Raw genomic sequence first — 17,723 nt, 5'->3', positions numbered from 1 at the left:
ATTTATCTGGCCGGGATGTTGCGCGTTCCCTCCGTCATCGGGGAGGAGCAAAGCGGACACACCGGCGGCGTGCCTGCACTGGCCCCCGTTGTGCGGCGTCCACCTACTGTGTCGCGCCGCATCCATGCCTTGCAGGCGGCGTCCGTGCATTTCCACACAGGCACATTGACGCGTGGCTCAGTCTGCGACTTAGCCGCCGCCGAAGCCGTACGTGCTGTAGGGGTTACTGGGGCTGTTCCCGGCCTGCTGCTCACACGGGTTGTCGTGTCAGACATTGGCGAACCACCGCCAGCCCGGCTGCCATACCCCGAAGTACCCTTCGGTTGGCCGAAGCTACTGCGGCGCGTTTCTGGCTTGGAGACTTCAGGGGTGACCCCATAGGCTTCCAGCAGAAAACGCGACACGGCGGCAGGCTTGCCGTGATTGGAGGCAGGGGAGGTGATATACAGCAGCTCCTTCGCCCGGGTAACGGCTACGTAAGCGAGGCGACGCTCTTCCTCCAGCGCAGCATCGTTATCCACGGCTGTTGCGGGGGCGGCGCCTGCCCGACGATCCTCTGGCAGCTCGCTGTGTAGAGCTGAGCTGTGCGGCAGGATGCCTTCGCTGGCCCCGATCCAATATACGCAAGGGAACTCTAGTCCCTTGGCTCGGTGGATCGTCATGAGCCGAACAGCATCGCTGTCTTCCTCTCTGCGCAGAGATTCCATCTGGCGGTGGCGCTCGGAAAGCTCGTCCGCAAAGTTGACGAATGCCTCTATCGTGTCAAAGCGCTTGGCTGCCGTTTCGAGCTCCTCCAGACTTTCTTGCATCGTTTCCTTATAATGTGTCCATGCGCCTGTATCTCCGCTTTCCAAATATTTGTCATAAAAGACGCGCCGCATTTCTTGAATGGCATAGGCAGGCTTCATGGTAGTGAGACTGCGAATCAATCGAATGCGTTCTTTCACCTGTTCACGCTGAAAATCACGTAGTCGATCCCAACGGCTGAGGTGGATTAGCGGGTATTTTTTAGCCTGCTGCTTCTCTTCACGCATAATCCATTCCATTCCGGCCTCACGAGAGACATACAGCGGTCCAAGGGTGCTTGGAATAGATTCCATTCGCCGGGGATTCAGCGACAGACGCAAGTGGTCCATTAAGGGACGAATCAGAGATTGATCGTAAAATACGGCTCCCGCTCCGTACTGAATAAATGGGACATCCCGCATAATCAATTGCTCAAAAATAGATCGGCTTCCGCTGGCTGTCCGGTGCAAAATAGCGATATCCCGGTAGCGAAGCCGACCTTCCTCTACCTGTTCGAGTAAATGAGTAACAATATGTCCCGCCTCTTCCTCAGGCCCGGATGGGGTGGCAAACTGTGGCGGCAAGCCCTCACGCCCGGCAGCCGCAAGACGTTTGGAACGTCGATGAACATTTTTAGCGACGATGTTGGAACCCAGCCCCAAAATGCGCGCATCACTACGATAATTAATATCAAGGGTGATGACCTTTGCATCTTTATAGACCTTGTCAAATTCCAGAATGGATTCCTGGCGGGCTCCGTTAAAGGTATAGATCGTCTGGTCATCATCTCCGACGACCATCAGATTGCGATGCCTCGCAGCCAATCGCTGCACCATTTCGTATTGCAGGGCATTCGTATCCTGGAATTCATCGACCATGATATAGGAAAAACGCCGTTGAAGCGGCTGAAGCACATCCGGGTCACGCAGGAGAACAGAGGCACGCAGCAGAATATCGTCAAAATCCATCTTATTGCGTTCCTGTTTCCACGCTTCATAGGCGAGCATGGCACGCTTGGCATCCGCTTCCTCGCGCATGGTTTCCGGCAACTCGTCTGCGCTACGGCCTTCCGCTTTCCAGGCGGAGAGTGCGGACAGCAGGCTTTCCGGCTGGAAAGCCTCACTCAGTCCAAGCTGGCGTAGCATCATTTTCATAACGGTATGTTGGGCCTGCGTTTCACCGAACACTTCGTCTTGCACGCCGCGATGACGCAGCATCGCCAAAGCGAATGAGTGGAAGGTACGCGCCTGTACTGCGCGTGCAGCGGCAGGTCGCACACCGGGTAATCCCGCGATGCGCAGCTTCATTTCGGCAGCTGCTTTGCTGGTGAAGGTCACCAGCAGGATGGACGATGCAGGGACATCCCGCATCGCCATAAGGTAGCCTGCACGGGCTGCCAGCACCGTGGTTTTGCCGCAGCCAGCCCCTGCCAGGGTGAGAAGGGGGCCTTTACCATGGCGTACAGCCTGAATCTGCGGGCGGTTCAGATGAATGCCCGCATTCTCTATAGCACGAAAATAGGCCGCGTCTTGGTCGCTGTCGGGTACCAGCGTTATACTGGTATCCATAGAAGCTCGACGTGCCTGAGGGCTCGTCGTTGAATAAGGAACCCCGATGGGTCGGGGGTAAAATGCAGGATTTGGGTTCATGATCCTGAAACCCCTTTCGTTCTTAAAATCTTCCATTTTCACAAATGGGGGTAGTTTTTGGTATGATAGAGTTCTAGTCAGCTTTAGATGATGATAAGAACAAGGCGATGGACTAAAATGATACTGAATTCATGCGGATCTAGAGCTGGAGCGTCAGAACGTTAATAGGTTGACGCCAATGCCTATAGCCTTCAAACAGGCAATATGACCGCATTCCATTATACAGGAGTTCGAGGCTTGCCAACAGAAAAAAACTTTGGGATATACGGACGGTACAGTGAAATCCGGCTGGATATGGGGAGGAAATAACGATGAAGCTGATTCAACGTATAAAGGAAGGCGCTAATCGCGCAACAGAAAAGGCGCAGCATGCTGTCGAGATTAGTAAGATCAATTCGCAAATTACAACAATTCAGCAGGAAATGGATGTACACTTTTTACGAATGGGTCAAATTTTTTACGAAGGCTACCGGGCGGCCGATATGTCAGTGGCTGAAACCGAGATGACACAGTTGTCTACTGCTTGTGATGAGCTTCAGGATGAAATTGATGAACTGCGCAGCAGAATTGCAGAATTGAAAAATGCCCATTTATGTACCTGTGGTGCAGTTGTGCCGCTGGATGCGAACTTTTGCCCCAAATGCGGACGCAAGCTGAATGAAGGGCAGGCTGCCTCCAAGCAAGTAGCGGCCGTGCGGGAAGAGGTGCCGACAGACGCCTATTCGTTTGATCTGCGCAAGTCAGAGGCAGTGAAGGATGCTGCGCCTGCTTACACGGAGTATGCAGTAGATGAAGTCATCGATCGGCATGAACAGGATGAGCGGTATGAAACGCATGATCCAACGGAATTAGACCGCAATTACACGGTGTCTGATTTTACTCCGGAAGAAAAAGCGGCATTTGATGAAGAGTGGGAGCGCCGTCGTCAGGAAGAACTGGAGAAAGAACACCAGCGTCTTGAAGAACTGGAACGTGAGCGGGAGCGTCAAGAGGAGCTGGATGAGCGCATTCGATATTGGAAGGCCAACAATTCCGGGTCCGAGAAGCCGGCAACACCGTCTACGCAAATACGCGAAAATGTAAAATGCCAAATCTGCACAGCGGAACTACCCAAAGGCTCCAAATGGTGTCCGCGCTGTGGAGCTGAACAGATTTGACGCAGCCGAACAGGCTGCCGCAGGACACAGACATAACGCCGGGCAGCATAGGGGGAACAGAACATATGGAGCGTTTGCTGCAACATCTGCGGAATCTGGGTTTTACGGAGATGGAAGCCAAGGTGATGGTCGAGCTTTCGAGACAAAATGCAGCGTCCGGCTATGAAGTGGCTAAGCGTTTGGGGGCATCGCGCTCCAACGTGTACGCAGCTTTGCAGCGTTTGGCCGGACAGGGATATCTCAGAGCGAGTGCAGGAGAACCTGTACGCTACAGCATGCTGCCGCCGGGTGAGCTGACCCGGATGATTGAAGGGCAGATGCGGGAATCCCTGCTGGCGGTGGAGAAGGAGATGCCACGAACAGAACCAGCCAAGCCGACCTTTTATAATGTGGAAGGTGACCGGAAGGTGCTGGAAAGCCTGACACGCGAGCTGGAACGGGCCAAGCATGAGATTGTGCTGGATTTGTGGCGTGAGGAAGCCGAACTGCTGCGGGAAGAGTTGAAAAAAGCCGAGAGTCGGGGTGTGCGACTCCTATGGTCCTGCGACAACGGAGAAAGCATGTTGGGCCCGTGGCTACCGCGTGCATCTGGTACAAACAGCCAGGAACCGTCAGGGCGCAAGTTTTCCTTTGTTATTGACCGGCGTTGGTGCATGCTGGGAATGCGGGGAGAGAATTGCCCGACACAGGCGCTTATTACCGAGCATCCGGTGATGACAGGTTTGCTGCTTGATCATTTTGCTCAGGATCTTATTTTGTATGAGCTGGAGCATGATATGGGCAGCGAGCTGTCGACCCGATATGGCTGGCGGTATGAAGGCATTGTCGGCAAATATATGTCAGCCGGAGAATAGGTTAAGGACTACTGGGAGGGAAGTTCCATCAGAGCCCGGCATACAGATGTAATATAGCCCGCTTGATGAGGCACAAATTGATCCGGTGTAATCAGGCGGCGAGTTTTTTCCGGGTTCGGCCCCGACGTAATACCTTGGGCTTCGATAAATGGAATATGGCCTTCAAACAGGGCCAGTGCTTGCTCAAGGTCTGCTTCGTACAGTCCGGCTACTTCTTCCTGCTGAAGACGATAGGCTTCCAGGGGCTGGTTGGACAGCAGTCCAAACACCGAGCTGACCTCCCGATCCCAAAAAGAGGTGCCCTGTGCGGTACCTTTACTTTCATACCGAACGGTCATCAGCGGTGTTAAGGAGGTAAAGGGAACATGAATGCCCAGTTCTTCCTCCAGCTCGCGAGCTGCCTGGGACATATCTTCGCCTGAAGTCAAATGCCCAGCTGCTGTAATATCGTAGCATCCGGGGAAGGTGTCCTTTGCATCCTGACGCTGTTGGAATAGCAAGCGGCGGCCTGTCGAAGTGTCTCGTGCCAGCCAGCAGTGAAAGGTATGGTGCCAGTATCCCTTGGCATGTGCTTCCTGTCGAGAGGCTGTGCCAAGGGGGTTGTCTTCATCGTCATAGATATCCAGAAGCTCGCTAGTCATCGTGGTTCCTCCTATAATCAGCAGAAAATCAAAGTCTTACTTTACAGTATAACGTGTTTTCCACCCTGACGATATGATGGTCGATGTGGAATGTGGAGTAGCTTTTGGGGTATGCTGGGAACATGGAGATTTGCGCCATAACATAGGTTTATGATTGAAAGGAGCGATTTTACATGGAATGTATTGTACATTTCCGAGTGATGCATCCAGAGGAGCCCAAAGAACTGCGCGGGCTGATTATGCTGGAAAGCGGAGGCAAGCCGGGGATTGACCAAATAACAGATATGTTCAAAAATATGGGCTATGATGTGCGTCCAGACAACCCGGAGGAATTGATTTTTAAACCAGTCGATGCCAGAGCGAACTATACATATATCCGGGTTATTGAGCTGGATACGGGTGAGGAAGTTTACCAAGAAGACAGAGATTTGCGCGCGATTTTGGAAAATTTGCTGAATAAACATTAATTAAAGATCAGGAGAGCTAACCAATGGAATGAGATCAAGCGATCCTGTCGCCATTCTTAGGAACGGAGAACCAATGATGAGATTGTATATTATCCGACATGCAGACCCTGATTACCCTAACAACACCATCACGCCGGAGGGACATTTGGAAGCCAAGGCACTGGCCAAACGACTGTCCAGTCACGGATTGGACCGTATTTACGTCTCTCCGTTAGGGCGGGCTTTGGACACAATGCGCTACACCACCGACTCTCTCGGTATGACTTATGAAGTGGAGGACTGGACGCAGGAGCTGGCTCTAAAGCTGGAGGATACTCCATACGGTCGTCTTTCCCATTGGGATTTGCCTGGTGAAGTGATTCGTTCCGGGTCGCCTCTGCCGACTCATGACTCTTGGAAGGAAATTTCCTATTATCAGGGGACGCAAAGTCCCGAAACCTTCGAGCGACTGAAGGTTCATTCTGATGAATTCCTGAAGCGGCAAGGCTTTGAGCGGGTGGAGGGCAGGTACCGAATTTTGAAGCATACCGAAGACAGGGTAGCCGTATTTTGTCATGGCGGCTTCGGGCTGACCTGGCTTGCACATCTGTTGGAACTACCTTTGGCTTTGGTCTGGTCCGGTTTTTGGATGCCGCCTAGCTCTGTAACCACCATCTTGTTTGATGAACGCTCCAAGGAATGGGCAGTTCCCCGTTGCATTGGCTTCGGTGATGTCTCCCATCTGTACGCAGAAGGTTTGCCAGTCAGACCTCGGGGTATTATCACCAACTTCAATTAATGGGATTTCTATACGATGCCAAAACGGCTTAAGACGAACCACCGTCTTAAGCCGTTTGTTGTATTCATAGGAGTGTAGGTTGAGTCAGCGTGATTCAACGAATCCCTCTAGCTTGGATGTGCAATGTGCACAGCGGGTAGCAGCTATAGGAATTTCCGACAGGCAATGTGGGCATTCCTTGATCGTTTTTTCCTGAGGAGGTTTTTCTTCCTCTTTGCGCTTCAGCATGTTAATCCCTTTGACCAGCATGAACACACAGAAGGCCACGATGAGGAAGTCCAGAAGGACATTAATAAACTGACCATAGGCGAGGACCGCAATTCCTGCTTCCTTGGCTTGTGCTAGGGTTTTGCGTGTACCGTCAGCATTTAGAGGATCGGCAGCTTGTAAAGCTACATATAAGTCTGGAAAATTCATGCCGCCCAGAAGTTTACCAATCGGAGGCATAATAATATCGTTCACCACAGAAGTGACAATCTTGCCAAACGCTCCACCAATGATAACGCCGACCGCGAGGTCAATCACGTTACCACGTACAGCGAATTCTTTAAATTCTTGAATAAAACCTTTTCCGCTCATGTGATGTACACCTTCTTTACATAAAATCATTTATCTATAATACATGCTATGTCAATTGAGGGCAATTCCAAATTGATGTATTGCACTTTGTCACAAAACCACATGCTCATTTGTCTTCTATATGTAAACCAATAATGGAGGCGATGTATCGTGAGTTTAAGATTTAATCACAGAGCAGTGAGTCCCAGCACGTTCAAGGCGATGATGGAGATGGAAAAATATATTTCCGGTCGTTTTACAGACAAAGTATTGTACGAACTACTGAAGATTAGAGTATCCCAAATCAATGGCTGTTCCTATTGTCTTGATATGCATGCAAAGGATTTGCTAAAACTAGGCGATTATGCTGACCATATTTTGCAGCTTGCTTTATGGCGGGAGGTTCCTTTGTTCACGGAAAAAGAACGTGCTATGCTTGAATTAGCCGAAGCGGTCACTCATATCTCAGAGCAAGGGGTACCTACAGACTTGTATAATCGGGTCAGAGAACATTTTACAGAGGAAGAGTACGTAGATTTGATTACCGCAATTAATGTGATCAACAGCTGGAACCGGATTGCCATAGCGACCGGAATGTATCCAGGCAGTCTTTAATGAATGGGGGCTATGTTTTGTCTGGCAAAGAATACGGAATTGAACAAGAATCGGTGGATGTAAGTCTGGAGGAGCTGTATCAGAAATATCGCAAATATTCTTTTGCCATTGCTTATCGCATGCTTGGAACGGTGACGGATGCCGAGGATGTCGTTCAAGACTGCTTTGTCGAGCTGGAGCATAAGCCCCTGAATGACATACAGAACCCCAGAGCCTATGTAGCCAAAATGACGATGAATCGGTGCTTGAATCTGCTGAATTCTGCGCGCAAGCAAAGAGAGACGTATGTAGGACAGTGGCTGCCGGAGCCGCTGGGTGAGAGCGCGGATCTCCCTGCCGATTGGTTAGAACGTAAAGATATGATATCTTACGCATTTCTGGTTCTGCTGGAGCAGCTAAAGCCGATAGAACGGGCTGTTTTTGTGCTGAGAGAAGCTTTTCAGTATGATTATAAAGATATTGCGGAATTACTGGGCAAGACCGAGAGCAATTGTCGTCAGTTGTTCAGTCGCTCCCGTCGTATTTTATCTTCCGGAGAATCTGCTCCTGAAGCTCCAAACAGTCCTAGTATAAATAACTCTTCCCGGGTAAAACTGCTGGAACGTTTTACAACTGCTTTTCTCGCCTACGATGTGACTGCTATGCTGGAACTACTGGCTGAACAACCTGTATTCGTGTCAGATGGTGGAGGTAATGTGCATACGGTGATGAGACCGATGGTTGTACGCAAAGGCGTTCTCGCCCTGTTGACCTCTCGTCGGGTATTAACTGTTTTACGAGAAAGAGATGTGGTCCACACGGTCATCAATGGTGAGGTTCAGCTGGCATTTCTGAAAGACGGTGAAGTGAGAGAGACCTTGTGTCTCAGACTGGCACCGGACGGGGAGCATATTCAGAATTTTTATTTAATGGTTAATCCAGATAAGCTAGGACACATTCATATAAGGACAGTAGAAGCAAGCGTAAAAGAATGAACTGCCCAAATGGAAAAACCTTGAATCCTTGTTTAGGATCAAGGTTTTTTGCTGTCTTTATAACTGCCGGGCTTGATGAAGAGCCAGATCGCCTATCCAGGGAAGCTTGAGCCACTTTCCTTGTCCCGCACGAATTAACAAGATAATCCACATGGCAAGGCTTGCCAGCGTTAGCAGGGAAGCGAGCAAAGGACCGAGTAGCGGAATGAATCCGACCAGCACATGCCCGATCATGAGGGCTACAAAAAGAAGTATGGATTGCAGTGCGTGAAATAATACGAATCGGCTTTTCTTTTCCAGCATGACAAAGGCCAGCGCTCCAATAAATGCGAACAAATAGCACAGGACAGCTGCTATATTTTCATCCAGTCCTGTGGAAGACTTATAGACTGACATGTCAGGCATATCCTCCTTTATAAATGATTCAAGCTAAGTCTCCGTACTATACAAGCTATGAGGACAGGATTGAAGGATATGCCCGATCTCGGTAAAAAAGTTCACTCTACACAAAACATACTAACTCATTGAACCACTTCCTTACGAATTGCCTGATAGTCTTTCCCGAGAATCCGTTTCTGTTCCCGCCAAACGTTTTAGAAACGTATTTCTCCAGTTTACGGACAATTCTTCCACTTCGAGAATTTGTTTAATACCCTCGATATGATCCTTCTCTTGATGCATAATTCGATTGGCAAATGAAACCGTAATTGCTTTCGGATGGCGATGAAGGAGGGATAGTCCGTCGGCTTTAGAGGCAACTCCCTCTTCCAGAACGCGGAAGTAGAATCCCGTGTAGCCTGTTTGCTGTACTTTCAGGGGCATGTCCGGTACGCCGTACTTGAGGGACAACTTGTAGCAAGGCTGTCTCGGCTGGCTAACTTGAACGATAGCTTTGCCAAGCTTAAAGACGTCTCCAATGCAAACGTCGGATTCTAGCAAACCCTTTATCGTTAAATTTTCACCGAATGCGCCGTAATCGAGCGGACTCCGCAATTCATTTTCCCAGAACGGGTAGTGCTCGTAGGGATAGACGCATACAGCTTTCTCGTGCCCTCCGTGATGAACTAGATCGCCCTGCCCATCCCCTTCGAAGTTTAGATAAGATAAATACAGATATTCATCTGTGGCCGACTTGAATATCCCCGTAGAAACATCCTTCTGATTAAACCGGATCTGCTTGGGCATGCCGACATTAAGAGAAAGGATTTTAATAGATGCCATTCGGATCACCTCTACTCCAAATTTTGGTCAACGAGTTTCGCTAGATGCTTCTATATTCGCGTTCCTGCATTCCTGTTCCGCTTTCATCACGTCCATGCTTACTCCGCCTTTTTACATTTCGGTAATTCCTCTTGTGACTCTGTTTGTCCCCATTTCCATTTTACACTTCTCCATGTGCTATTTGCGAATTAGAGATGTGTATAAAAATACGAAAAAGGCTGAACGGAAAAGATTCGTTCAGCCTTTTAAACGTTTATGCACATGTTTTGCACATGTTGTACGCACTTTATCCACCGCATAATAGTGTTTATCCACAAAAACAACGTGGTTTATACACAACTTGTGCACAAACTGTAGACAATATTACAATAATTCATAGTTTGCGCACAGTTTGTCCACAAACTATCAACATATTGGTAGTAATTGTGGATATACTTCCGTAATTATCGGTCACCAGTTTTTAAATGACGGCGCGGGTGTGTGATTTTACCCATTTTATTCTTGTCATCCTCTTTGGGGATAAGTCGTTCATCGGTACGTCCTTCGTGATGGTTATCAAAGGCATATTCGGTCATTTTCCACTCAGAAGTACCCAAAACAACATCAGCGGGAAAGTGCTGGCCTCTGTGCAAATGCTGCTCATGTCCATCCTCATCCACATAAATACCATCCACTTCTACCTTTTCACCCGTTAGTGGGAGTAAATCCTTTCCTTTGTGTTCCATTGGTATCCCCTCCGTCTGGCTTATTCTTCGTTAATTTGTCCGGACGGAGGTTCTTTTATCCACAAGCTGCTGTAAAATATCCTCGGCAATCTGGTCTGCGGGATGAGGTTTGCGAAGTAACTCAATCGCCTGCTTCATTTCCTTAGCAAGAGAGGGAGTGGAGATCAGATCCAGACAATGTTGAATCAGTTCCTCCGTTGTGCGAGCAATGCGGGCAGCTCCTTTTTGCTGCAGATACAGAGCATTATTTAGTTCCTGACCGGGTACGGGTTTGAACACCAGGATAGGCAAACCCGATGCGATGCTTTCCGAGAGTGTGATACCGCCGGGCTTTGTAATCACCAAACTGCTTGCTCGCATAAGTGCTGGAACGTAGTCCACAAATCCGTAGGTGTAGATGTCGGGGTGGTCTGCATACAGCGCATCCAACTCTGCTTTCAGCTGCTGATTGCGTCCGCAGACGATCAGCAGTCGAAGCTGCGGCAGCTGGCTTAAATGATGACAGATATCCAGTATGCCGGATAACACACCATACGCACCTGCCATAATGAGCAGCGTGGTCGTCTCAGCCTGTAACGGTGGGATTACCTGTTGCTGATTAGGGGGTTCGTTGACAGATAGGTTATAAAAAGAAGCGTGAATCGGAATTCCAGTCGCGGCAATACGTTCGATAGGTATTCCCCGCTGTGCGGCCTCCTGCTGCAGATCCTCAGTAGCTACATAGTAGCGGTCAATATCGGGATGTAGCCAGCGCCCATGCAGGTCAAAGTCTGTAACCACGTTGACAATAGGCAAATTCATACCCATTTTGCGGCGTAACGCTGGAAGAGCGAGCTGCGGGAACGTATGGATCACGAGGTCCGGCAACTCCTTTTTCAGTGTAAGAGCAAGTTGACGCATTCCGAATGAATGCAACACATGGCCAAAGGCTGATTTAGCCTGCATACCGCGCGTGATGTTATAGACCCAGCCGTAAAGTTGTGGAATGGTTTTGAAACTTTGCATATATACAAATTTGGTCAGCCCATTCAACCATGGATGAGATTCAGCCATCAGGTCGAGTAGTTGTACCTCGCAGTGTCCGAGTCTTCGCAGACTATCCATGATTGCCCGAGCGGCCTGCACATGGCCTTCCCCGTAGCTGGCGTATAAAATTAGAATTTTCGGTGCTGAGACTTCCATGATTGTTTAGCCCCCTATATTCAATAAGCACATGTAGCTCATTTTAGGAACGTTCCAAGTTGAGGGAGGATACGGCTGGCAAGACGAAACGCTCTAGCAGTGTTCGTGGGTTTTTCCAACGGCTCACCTTGCTGTCTGCTGTAAATACCACGACTGCATTCGCTTCCGGTAGCAGATAAATTTGCTGTCCTCCATGTCCGTGTGCACACGCATAGTCAATGCCGTGGAGTCGTCCAGTCCACCATTGGAATCCGTAATCTCCGAATTCTGGATAGCCTTCAATCTGTCGCTGCGTCGCCTGATGCAGCCAATCGGCTGGAATCAATTCTCTTCCATTCCAGATGCCTTGATGAAGGCAGCAATCGCCGAATTTAGCCATGTCTCGCGACGTCAGATACAGTCCGATATGGCCCATGGTGAAACCCTCTGGATCTTGTGCCCAACCACTTCTCCCGAAACCTAACGGTTCGAATAAATGCTGGAGAGCGTACGTATAGGCGTCCATGCCACAGCAACGGGTCAGGAGCACGGACAGCAGATGTGAATCAACACTGCGATATTGGAATACCCCGATTTGATCCTCCTGTACAGGTAAGCGTAGGGCAAAGGACGGCCAGCTCTTGCTGCGATGAAAACGGTGGATAAAGGCTTCACCGAGCTTTTTGCCCGTCTGCCAATACAAGCCGGATGTCATGGTTAACAGATGACGAATCGTAATCCGTTCTAGCAGTGTTTCCTTCCGCCGGGGCAAATACTCAGGCAAAAGCTTATGCACAGCCGTATCTGGTCCGGGCATATCCCCGCGTGCCATAGCCATGCCGACGAGCGTGGAAGTGAAGCTTTTGGTCGCGGAACGCAAATCGTTCAGAGCGCTTGCTTCATGACCGTTGTAATAGCGCTCCCAAATCAGCTTGCCGTGGCGAAGCAGGAGAAAGCTGTGCATTTTCGGAAATTTAGCTCGGATTTCATGATCTGCCTGATCAAGTAGGGAGGCATCGATGCCTTCCTCTTCACAAGTTCCGAGGTTCAGCGCAGACAGACGGGCAACAGGTGCAGTGAACAGTGGAGCATAACGGCTCATCCCTTTCCCCCCTTTTTATGTTTATTTATTTTACCCCAAACACATACGCTCCAAAAGCCGATAAATAAGGTATACCTCTATGCAGCAGCTAATTGAGAACTCCAAATGCTATGAAGCGTAAAAGATAGGTAAAATCAATGTAAATTTACTGGAAAGCTGAAAGCTGTATCTGAATATGGTATAATGGGGTAGTGATTCAGCCAATAGAAAATCGGTTAATAATAGTGTCAGGTACATGCCTCGCGTAAGGCATTCCCGACCTAAGCTGCACTAGACATACTACTTCACTGCATAAGGACATCAATACTTTTCGGCATTCTCTTCAACGGAGCACTTATTTTCAACGTTTTGGGAGGGAGTTACATGGCAACGAAAGGTCACAATGAAGTTAAGGAAAGTCTGCGGGAAATGACTCGAATTTTCCGGCCTAAGGATCCCAAAAAATTTGTAAAGGAATATGTGCGAAAATACCGGATAACAGGAGGGTATGAGGAAGAGTTGACCATGGTGGTGGAAAACGAACTCGGCCGCATCAATTCTTCAGTATCTTAAAGGGTTCGCTTACCCGAACAACTAGAAACACGACTTTTATAAACCGTCTTTCCCTAGAGGAGACGGTTTTTTTGTGTCCGTCCTGCATACAATGGGATAGGTTTAGTGAATTTGTATGCTCAAAGGAGGCGGATTCCAATAGAAATAGCGATACGAACACCGGAGGAAATCGGCTACATCAGGGAGGCCGGACGTATTTTGGCAGATTGCCATCGTGCGCTGGAAAGTCGTATTCTTCCGGGAATCACAACGCTTGAAATCGATGCTTGGGTGGAGCAATTTCTAAACAAGCGTGGAGCTACGCCTGAACAAAAGGGCTACAAGGGGTTCCCTTATGCGACCTGCGCTTCGGTCAATGAGGTGGTATGTCACGGATTTCCTTCGGAGCGGGTGCTTCATGATGGGGATATTGTAACCATCGACATGGTGGTTAACAAGGACGGATGGCTAGCTGACCGGGGATGGACCTACGCAGTGGGTGACATCAGTCGGCCGGTAGCAAGGCTGTTGCGGCAGACCCATAAGGCGCTGATGCGCGGCATCGAGGTTGCCCGCCCCGGCCGGACATTAGGGGATATTGGGCATGCGGTCGAAAAAGCGGCAGGCTGGCGACGGTACGGTAACGTCAAATCTCTGATCGGGCATGGGATTGGCCGCCAAATACATGAACCGCCGGACGTTCTCCACTACGGCCGTGCTAGAACGGGATTGCCGCTGCGCGAAGGGATGGTGATTACCATTGAGCCGGTATTTACCCTCGGACCCGAAGGCGCGGTGCTCTGGGGAGATGATGGTTGGACCATCAGCACAGCAGACGGCAGTTGGGGCGCTCAATATGAGCACACCATTGCGATTACAAAGAACGGTCCTTATATTTTGACCTCATAAAAGAGTATTGTGCCATAGGGAGTCCAATGTGCGGGTTGTGTGCATAAGACTCTCTTGGTAAGTTTTTTAGGATAGCATATCCGCTTCACCAAACAATGAGCTTCTTGTTATAGATCATAGATCGCGATTCGGATCGTCGGTATAATAGGAGGCATAATATTGGAAACTAGGAGTGGAACCCACATGATGATTAGGGAAGCGATGATATCAGATGCCGAAGACATCGCCAAGGTGCACGTAGACTGCTGGAGAACGACATACAAAGATATCATGCCTGCCGAGGTTCTGGAACGGCTCTCCTATGAGCAAAGAACAGAATTGTGGAATGCGAATCTATCTACTGAAGACGGTCATCTCGTATATGTGGCTGAAAATGAGAAGGGGGAAATGATCGGATTTGTGAGTGGAGGTCCAGAAAAGTCAGGGGAATATCCCCCGTACGGGGGAGAGATAACGGCTCTTTATGTTTTGAGTGAATACCATAGTTTAGGGCTCGGCAAGAGACTATTTCTGCGGTTGCTTCAACACTTTAATAGTATGGATATTCACTCTGTCATGGTGTGGGTGCTGGCAGATAATCCAGCGTGTACTTTTTACGAAAAGCTAGGGGCCAAGCCTGTAGTAGAACAGCATATTATAAATATGGGCGGCAAAAACCTGAACATGGTGGCTTATGGCTGGCTGCTATTCTGATAGAATACGCTTTTGTCCTTCCAAGGCGCGAATAGGCGCGATATTTTGCGTGAATTCCAGTGTTCCCAAATAGCGTCCTTCGGTATCACGAACGGCAAAATAACGGATGTAGACAAATTTGTCCTTGATTGGAATCCAAAAATCTTCAACATCCTTGCGTCCGGCCTTAAAATCTTCCAGCAGTTTCTCAACGACATGCACGCTTTGCGGCGGATGGCAATTTTGCACGGTACGACCAATGACGGCCTTTGTGCGGGCAAAGATACGTTCTTTACCGTGAGAGAAATAGCGAACAACATCATTTTCATCGATAAAGGTCAGATCCACAGGCAGGTGATTCAACAGTAGCTCCAATTGTTGTACGGATACAATCCCTGTCTCGAATCGCACGAACCCTTGCGGAGTACCAGAAGTGGAAGTGTCTTCTGTTTGCTCAAGGGCTTCTACAGGTTCCTCTGCCCGTTCAGGTATCCATTCACGCTCAGGAGCGGTCAGGCAGAACCCGATTTCCTCGCTTTCCCGGGCTATTTTCAGCCATTCATCCTCGGTCAGCTTACTGAGTGCCATCGGCAGCAAAATATTCTCTTCCTTGAATATCATTTCATTCACTTCACTCATGATATGAGCAAGCGCCTTCCCAATCTGATCACGATCTCCGTTATATTCGGTAAGCAGCTTCTTCGCATCCTTGATTGCGGCGCGAATGCCGTCGTCCACCCCCCACATCACTTTGGTTGGACCAAAGATTCCATAGCGTTCTAGATAAGGAAATACTAGATTTTCTTTGCGGCTATAGTGTTTGTCGACATCCATCAGCAGACTTAAATCTTCAAGCAGCTTGTAAATAACCTTGGGGCTGTCTTCCTTTTGAAACTGCTCTGCATGGAGGGCCAGCTTAAAGTTGACCAGACGTTCGATCTCACGATTTTCCAGCTTGAAGGTGTGAACAGGATGTCCTGGTTGTTCCTCCGGTCCCGAAGGACGATGAATATCCTCAATAGAGCCCTTGAATATCGATGTATGAACGGAACAGAGACGTTGGACTTCCGACACCGGAATTCCCTCTTCGGTCATCAAGGCATGCTCCATCGCTGAAATTTCCGCCACGCTTACCCCACCAACAGCCTCTGCAAAACGCGCTTTAACTTCCTCCACGCTTTTCCCGGCATGTAGTTCTTTAATAATTTCCTTCAATGTTCGCTGACGCTCCGTTAATTCCTGTGCTGTATGTTCACGGTTGTTAATTAGCTCGCTCATGATCGTTAACCCCTTTATTTTTGAATGGTAAAACCATGTTGCATAAACGTCTGCTGCACAGTTTCCATACTTATTTTCTTCAACGCAATTCCCTTGGACAGTGTCATAAAACGTCCTGCGGTTTGGAGCATGCCGGGCTTGGCAATATCGTGAAAACCCAGTTCTACCATAATGTCCTTCACTTCAGGATAACGATTAACAAGGTTAAATATGGACTCATCCCAATGCAGTATTTTATCCATTTGTTCATCCCCTCAATTGAGAACGTTTTTCATTTACAGAGTAGCATAGGTCCAAACGAGCTATTGTGATTGTACGCACAATATTGTTCAAGTAGTTGACAACGGTAAATCTTGGTTTATATACTGTGTATAAAGATATATACAGTAATAACACTGAATACTGTGGTAACACCTTTGAAATGAAGAGTGAACGAAGTCGTTATTACACAAGCAGTGCAGAAGGGATCAGGATAAGAAAATGACAATCATGAAGCAGGCATGGATGATTACCCGTCAGGATTTTCGCAAGAATCCATATGCAGGACTATGGACGTTGCTGTTTATTGCGTATTTGGGATTTACCATGAGTTTTGCGGTAAGTGTGCAATGGGGTGAGCATGCAGCCTTGAGTCCAGTAGCTGATTTCATCATGCTGACGTTGATTCCGTTTTTAGGGTTCATTTATAACCGTCGAGCGTTCAAATATTTACAGGAAGATTCTTATACGCACATGCTAGCCTTTTTCCGCACCTTGCCTATACCGATGAAAGCGGTAATTATGAGTCGAATTCAACAGGCGGTGTTGGCGTTTGTTGCGAATAGTGTGATATTTTTTGCTCTTTTGTTTACATTGTCAGGTACGCTTCGGATATATGCCAGCACAGGATTCTTTGTATCGTTTGCTCTGACCTGGATAGGCTACGGAATGCTCATTCAAGCCATTTATATTCACTTGGAATTTTTGAAAAGAGGAAAAGAGTACTTCTGGCTATCTATTGTGATCATGCTAATGTGCGGGATGGTTACGATTATAGCTCGAGTATGTGGGGCCAACCTGGTATCGATAACGGCTTCTTATAGTAAGGAATGGTTGCTGTTGTCCCCGGTGATGTGGGGAGCATTGTTAGCAGGAGTTCTGGCTATGTCAGTGTCCTATCGGGTGACACAGCGTAAGCTCATGAAACGGAACTTAACTTAGTAGTATGTGTACAAAAATAACTAAAAAGGGGGGGAAAGCAGGTGAATATTCCAGTGCAAATTGATGAGAATAGCGCGGAACCGCTGTATGCGCAGATTGAAAAGCAGCTTCGTTCACTCATTGTAACCGGACAGATTGCAGCGGGAACGCTGCTTCCCTCCATTCGTGAGTTCGCGGGGACGCTTCGTTGCAGTGTAATCACCGTCCGGCGAGTCTATCAGGATTTGGAGAACGAAGGCTTGCTTCGTACCCGGCAGGGAACGGGCACCTTCGTCGCTCTGGTCGAGGATGATATGCGCACAGGTTACCGTCTCAAAGCGGTTACTGAGGCATTGGAAACGGCGATTGCCACAGGCATCGCTGTACAGATGAAAGAGCGGGAGTTATTGGAGCTTTTTGCAGAAATGGTGAAAAGAAGGTATGAAGTCCAGGTGAGGGAGTGACA

21 protein-coding genes are annotated in these 17,723 nt (G+C 48.7%); 11 read left to right on the top strand and 10 right to left on the bottom strand.

Annotated features, from left to right (window positions below; all coding sequences use genetic code 11):
* Window positions 1–2: 2 nt before the first annotated feature.
* Entirely contained in the window at window positions 3–2,435 is a 2,433-nt protein-coding gene (locus ACXHJ1_RS03655; protein WP_457905626.1) for a UvrD-helicase domain-containing protein, read from the bottom strand.
* 311 nt (window positions 2,436–2,746) lie between these two features.
* Between ACXHJ1_RS03655 and ACXHJ1_RS03650 the strand changes: the two genes are divergently transcribed.
* On the top strand, window positions 2,747–3,592 hold the full coding sequence (locus tag ACXHJ1_RS03650; protein ID WP_025363923.1) for a zinc ribbon domain-containing protein: 846 nt from the start codon (window positions 2,747–2,749) through the stop codon (window positions 3,590–3,592).
* Between the two features lie 65 nt (window positions 3,593–3,657).
* A complete protein-coding gene (locus ACXHJ1_RS03645; RefSeq protein ID WP_250249071.1) occupies window positions 3,658–4,446 on the top strand; it encodes a TrmB family transcriptional regulator in 789 nt (262 codons plus the stop codon).
* Between the two features lie 8 nt (window positions 4,447–4,454).
* On the opposite strand, the gene ACXHJ1_RS03640 is transcribed toward ACXHJ1_RS03645, so the two are convergent.
* Complete coding sequence (locus ACXHJ1_RS03640; protein WP_457905625.1) at window positions 4,455–5,087, bottom strand: NUDIX hydrolase; 633 nt, start codon at window positions 5,085–5,087, stop codon at window positions 4,455–4,457.
* Between the two features lie 173 nt (window positions 5,088–5,260).
* Here ACXHJ1_RS03640 and ACXHJ1_RS03635 point away from each other — a divergent pair, with 173 nt between their 5' ends.
* A complete protein-coding gene (locus ACXHJ1_RS03635) occupies window positions 5,261–5,554 on the top strand; it encodes a hypothetical protein (protein WP_016819532.1) in 294 nt (97 codons plus the stop codon).
* Between the two features lie 76 nt (window positions 5,555–5,630).
* Complete coding sequence (locus ACXHJ1_RS03630) at window positions 5,631–6,332, top strand: histidine phosphatase family protein (protein ID WP_016819533.1); 702 nt, start codon at window positions 5,631–5,633, stop codon at window positions 6,330–6,332.
* A gap of 84 nt (window positions 6,333–6,416) precedes the next feature.
* Here ACXHJ1_RS03630 and mscL read toward each other — a convergent pair whose 3' ends face one another.
* Window positions 6,417–6,911: a large conductance mechanosensitive channel protein MscL gene (mscL, locus tag ACXHJ1_RS03625; protein WP_107734810.1), complete on the bottom strand. Its 495-nt coding sequence runs from the start codon at window positions 6,909–6,911 to the stop codon at window positions 6,417–6,419.
* A 150-nt stretch (window positions 6,912–7,061) separates the two neighbouring features.
* On the opposite strand from mscL, the gene ACXHJ1_RS03620 reads away from it, so the two are divergent.
* Both ACXHJ1_RS03620 and ACXHJ1_RS03615 read left to right on the top strand, forming a co-directional pair.
* Window positions 7,062–7,505, top strand: coding sequence for a carboxymuconolactone decarboxylase family protein (locus ACXHJ1_RS03620; protein WP_016819535.1), 444 nt, complete (start codon window positions 7,062–7,064; stop codon window positions 7,503–7,505).
* A gap of 17 nt (window positions 7,506–7,522) precedes the next feature.
* On the top strand, window positions 7,523–8,479 hold the full coding sequence (locus ACXHJ1_RS03615; protein WP_107734831.1) for a sigma-70 family RNA polymerase sigma factor: 957 nt from the start codon (window positions 7,523–7,525) through the stop codon (window positions 8,477–8,479).
* 57 nt (window positions 8,480–8,536) lie between these two features.
* Here the strand turns inward: ACXHJ1_RS03615 and ACXHJ1_RS03610 are convergent, their stop codons facing one another.
* The 5 genes from ACXHJ1_RS03610 to ACXHJ1_RS03590 form a co-directional block, all read right to left on the bottom strand.
* Window positions 8,537–8,875 (bottom strand): DUF4870 domain-containing protein, encoded by a 339-nt coding sequence (locus tag ACXHJ1_RS03610; RefSeq protein WP_019686043.1) that lies wholly within the window; start codon window positions 8,873–8,875, stop codon window positions 8,537–8,539.
* Window positions 8,876–9,016: 141 nt separating this feature from the next.
* Window positions 9,017–9,700 (bottom strand): MOSC domain-containing protein, encoded by a 684-nt coding sequence (locus ACXHJ1_RS03605; protein ID WP_107734811.1) that lies wholly within the window; start codon window positions 9,698–9,700, stop codon window positions 9,017–9,019.
* A gap of 443 nt (window positions 9,701–10,143) precedes the next feature.
* On the bottom strand, window positions 10,144–10,425 hold the full coding sequence (locus tag ACXHJ1_RS03600; RefSeq protein ID WP_019686045.1) for a hypothetical protein: 282 nt from the start codon (window positions 10,423–10,425) through the stop codon (window positions 10,144–10,146).
* Between the two features lie 30 nt (window positions 10,426–10,455).
* Window positions 10,456–11,607 (bottom strand): MGDG synthase family glycosyltransferase, encoded by a 1,152-nt coding sequence (locus ACXHJ1_RS03595; protein WP_457905624.1) that lies wholly within the window; start codon window positions 11,605–11,607, stop codon window positions 10,456–10,458.
* A gap of 43 nt (window positions 11,608–11,650) precedes the next feature.
* A complete protein-coding gene (locus ACXHJ1_RS03590) occupies window positions 11,651–12,688 on the bottom strand; it encodes a serine hydrolase domain-containing protein (RefSeq protein WP_457905623.1) in 1,038 nt (345 codons plus the stop codon).
* Window positions 12,689–13,051: 363 nt separating this feature from the next.
* On the opposite strand from ACXHJ1_RS03590, the gene ACXHJ1_RS03585 reads away from it, so the two are divergent.
* The 3 genes from ACXHJ1_RS03585 (at window position 13,052) to ACXHJ1_RS03575 (ending at window position 14,821) form a co-directional block, all read left to right on the top strand.
* A complete protein-coding gene (locus ACXHJ1_RS03585; protein ID WP_007428354.1) occupies window positions 13,052–13,240 on the top strand; it encodes a hypothetical protein in 189 nt (62 codons plus the stop codon).
* A gap of 105 nt (window positions 13,241–13,345) precedes the next feature.
* Window positions 13,346–14,128: a type I methionyl aminopeptidase gene (gene map, locus ACXHJ1_RS03580; protein WP_107734813.1), complete on the top strand. Its 783-nt coding sequence runs from the start codon at window positions 13,346–13,348 to the stop codon at window positions 14,126–14,128.
* A gap of 183 nt (window positions 14,129–14,311) precedes the next feature.
* Window positions 14,312–14,821: a GNAT family N-acetyltransferase gene (locus ACXHJ1_RS03575; protein ID WP_017428004.1), complete on the top strand. Its 510-nt coding sequence runs from the start codon at window positions 14,312–14,314 to the stop codon at window positions 14,819–14,821.
* Here the strand turns inward: ACXHJ1_RS03575 and ACXHJ1_RS03570 are convergent.
* On the bottom strand, window positions 14,813–16,078 hold the full coding sequence (locus ACXHJ1_RS03570; protein WP_457905622.1) for a DUF438 domain-containing protein: 1,266 nt from the start codon (window positions 16,076–16,078) through the stop codon (window positions 14,813–14,815). The two genes, ACXHJ1_RS03575 and ACXHJ1_RS03570, sit on opposite strands and share 9 nt — an antisense overlap.
* A 14-nt stretch (window positions 16,079–16,092) precedes the next feature.
* A complete protein-coding gene (locus ACXHJ1_RS03565) occupies window positions 16,093–16,320 on the bottom strand; it encodes a DUF1858 domain-containing protein (protein ID WP_017428003.1) in 228 nt (75 codons plus the stop codon).
* Between the two features lie 238 nt (window positions 16,321–16,558).
* On the opposite strand from ACXHJ1_RS03565, the gene ACXHJ1_RS03560 reads away from it, so the two are divergent.
* Together ACXHJ1_RS03560 and ACXHJ1_RS03555 are read left to right on the top strand one after the other, a co-directional pair.
* A complete protein-coding gene (locus ACXHJ1_RS03560; protein ID WP_016819546.1) occupies window positions 16,559–17,278 on the top strand; it encodes a hypothetical protein in 720 nt (239 codons plus the stop codon).
* Between the two features lie 41 nt (window positions 17,279–17,319).
* Window positions 17,320–17,721: a GntR family transcriptional regulator gene (locus ACXHJ1_RS03555; protein ID WP_019686050.1), complete on the top strand. Its 402-nt coding sequence runs from the start codon at window positions 17,320–17,322 to the stop codon at window positions 17,719–17,721.
* Window positions 17,722–17,723 lie beyond the last annotated feature (2 nt).

The sequence above is a fragment of the Paenibacillus sp. ALE2 genome, from assembly GCF_054113385.1.
This window is presented reverse-complemented; position numbering and strand designations above follow the sequence as displayed.

Excerpts from the sequence above, each read along its gene's own strand:
- ACXHJ1_RS03655 (WP_457905626.1), bottom strand. The coding sequence starts at position 2,435 with ATGAACCCAAATCCTGCATTTTACCCCCGACCCATCGGGGTTCCTTAT.
- ACXHJ1_RS03650 (WP_025363923.1), top strand. The coding sequence starts at position 2,747 with ATGAAGCTGATTCAACGTATAAAGGAAGGCGCTAATCGCGCAACAGAA.
- ACXHJ1_RS03645 (WP_250249071.1), top strand. The coding sequence starts at position 3,658 with ATGGAGCGTTTGCTGCAACATCTGCGGAATCTGGGTTTTACGGAGATG.
- ACXHJ1_RS03640 (WP_457905625.1), bottom strand. The coding sequence starts at position 5,087 with ATGACTAGCGAGCTTCTGGATATCTATGACGATGAAGACAACCCCCTT.
- ACXHJ1_RS03635 (WP_016819532.1), top strand. The coding sequence starts at position 5,261 with ATGGAATGTATTGTACATTTCCGAGTGATGCATCCAGAGGAGCCCAAA.
- ACXHJ1_RS03630 (WP_016819533.1), top strand. The coding sequence starts at position 5,631 with ATGAGATTGTATATTATCCGACATGCAGACCCTGATTACCCTAACAAC.
- mscL (WP_107734810.1), bottom strand. The coding sequence starts at position 6,911 with ATGAGCGGAAAAGGTTTTATTCAAGAATTTAAAGAATTCGCTGTACGT.
- ACXHJ1_RS03610 (WP_019686043.1), bottom strand. The coding sequence starts at position 8,875 with ATGTCAGTCTATAAGTCTTCCACAGGACTGGATGAAAATATAGCAGCT.
- ACXHJ1_RS03605 (WP_107734811.1), bottom strand. The coding sequence starts at position 9,700 with ATGGCATCTATTAAAATCCTTTCTCTTAATGTCGGCATGCCCAAGCAG.
- ACXHJ1_RS03600 (WP_019686045.1), bottom strand. The coding sequence starts at position 10,425 with ATGGAACACAAAGGAAAGGATTTACTCCCACTAACGGGTGAAAAGGTA.
- ACXHJ1_RS03595 (WP_457905624.1), bottom strand. The coding sequence starts at position 11,607 with ATGGAAGTCTCAGCACCGAAAATTCTAATTTTATACGCCAGCTACGGG.
- ACXHJ1_RS03590 (WP_457905623.1), bottom strand. The coding sequence starts at position 12,688 with ATGAGCCGTTATGCTCCACTGTTCACTGCACCTGTTGCCCGTCTGTCT.
- ACXHJ1_RS03585 (WP_007428354.1), top strand. The coding sequence starts at position 13,052 with ATGGCAACGAAAGGTCACAATGAAGTTAAGGAAAGTCTGCGGGAAATG.
- ACXHJ1_RS03575 (WP_017428004.1), top strand. The coding sequence starts at position 14,312 with ATGATGATTAGGGAAGCGATGATATCAGATGCCGAAGACATCGCCAAG.
- ACXHJ1_RS03570 (WP_457905622.1), bottom strand. The coding sequence starts at position 16,078 with ATGAGCGAGCTAATTAACAACCGTGAACATACAGCACAGGAATTAACG.
- ACXHJ1_RS03565 (WP_017428003.1), bottom strand. The coding sequence starts at position 16,320 with ATGGATAAAATACTGCATTGGGATGAGTCCATATTTAACCTTGTTAAT.
- ACXHJ1_RS03560 (WP_016819546.1), top strand. The coding sequence starts at position 16,559 with ATGACAATCATGAAGCAGGCATGGATGATTACCCGTCAGGATTTTCGC.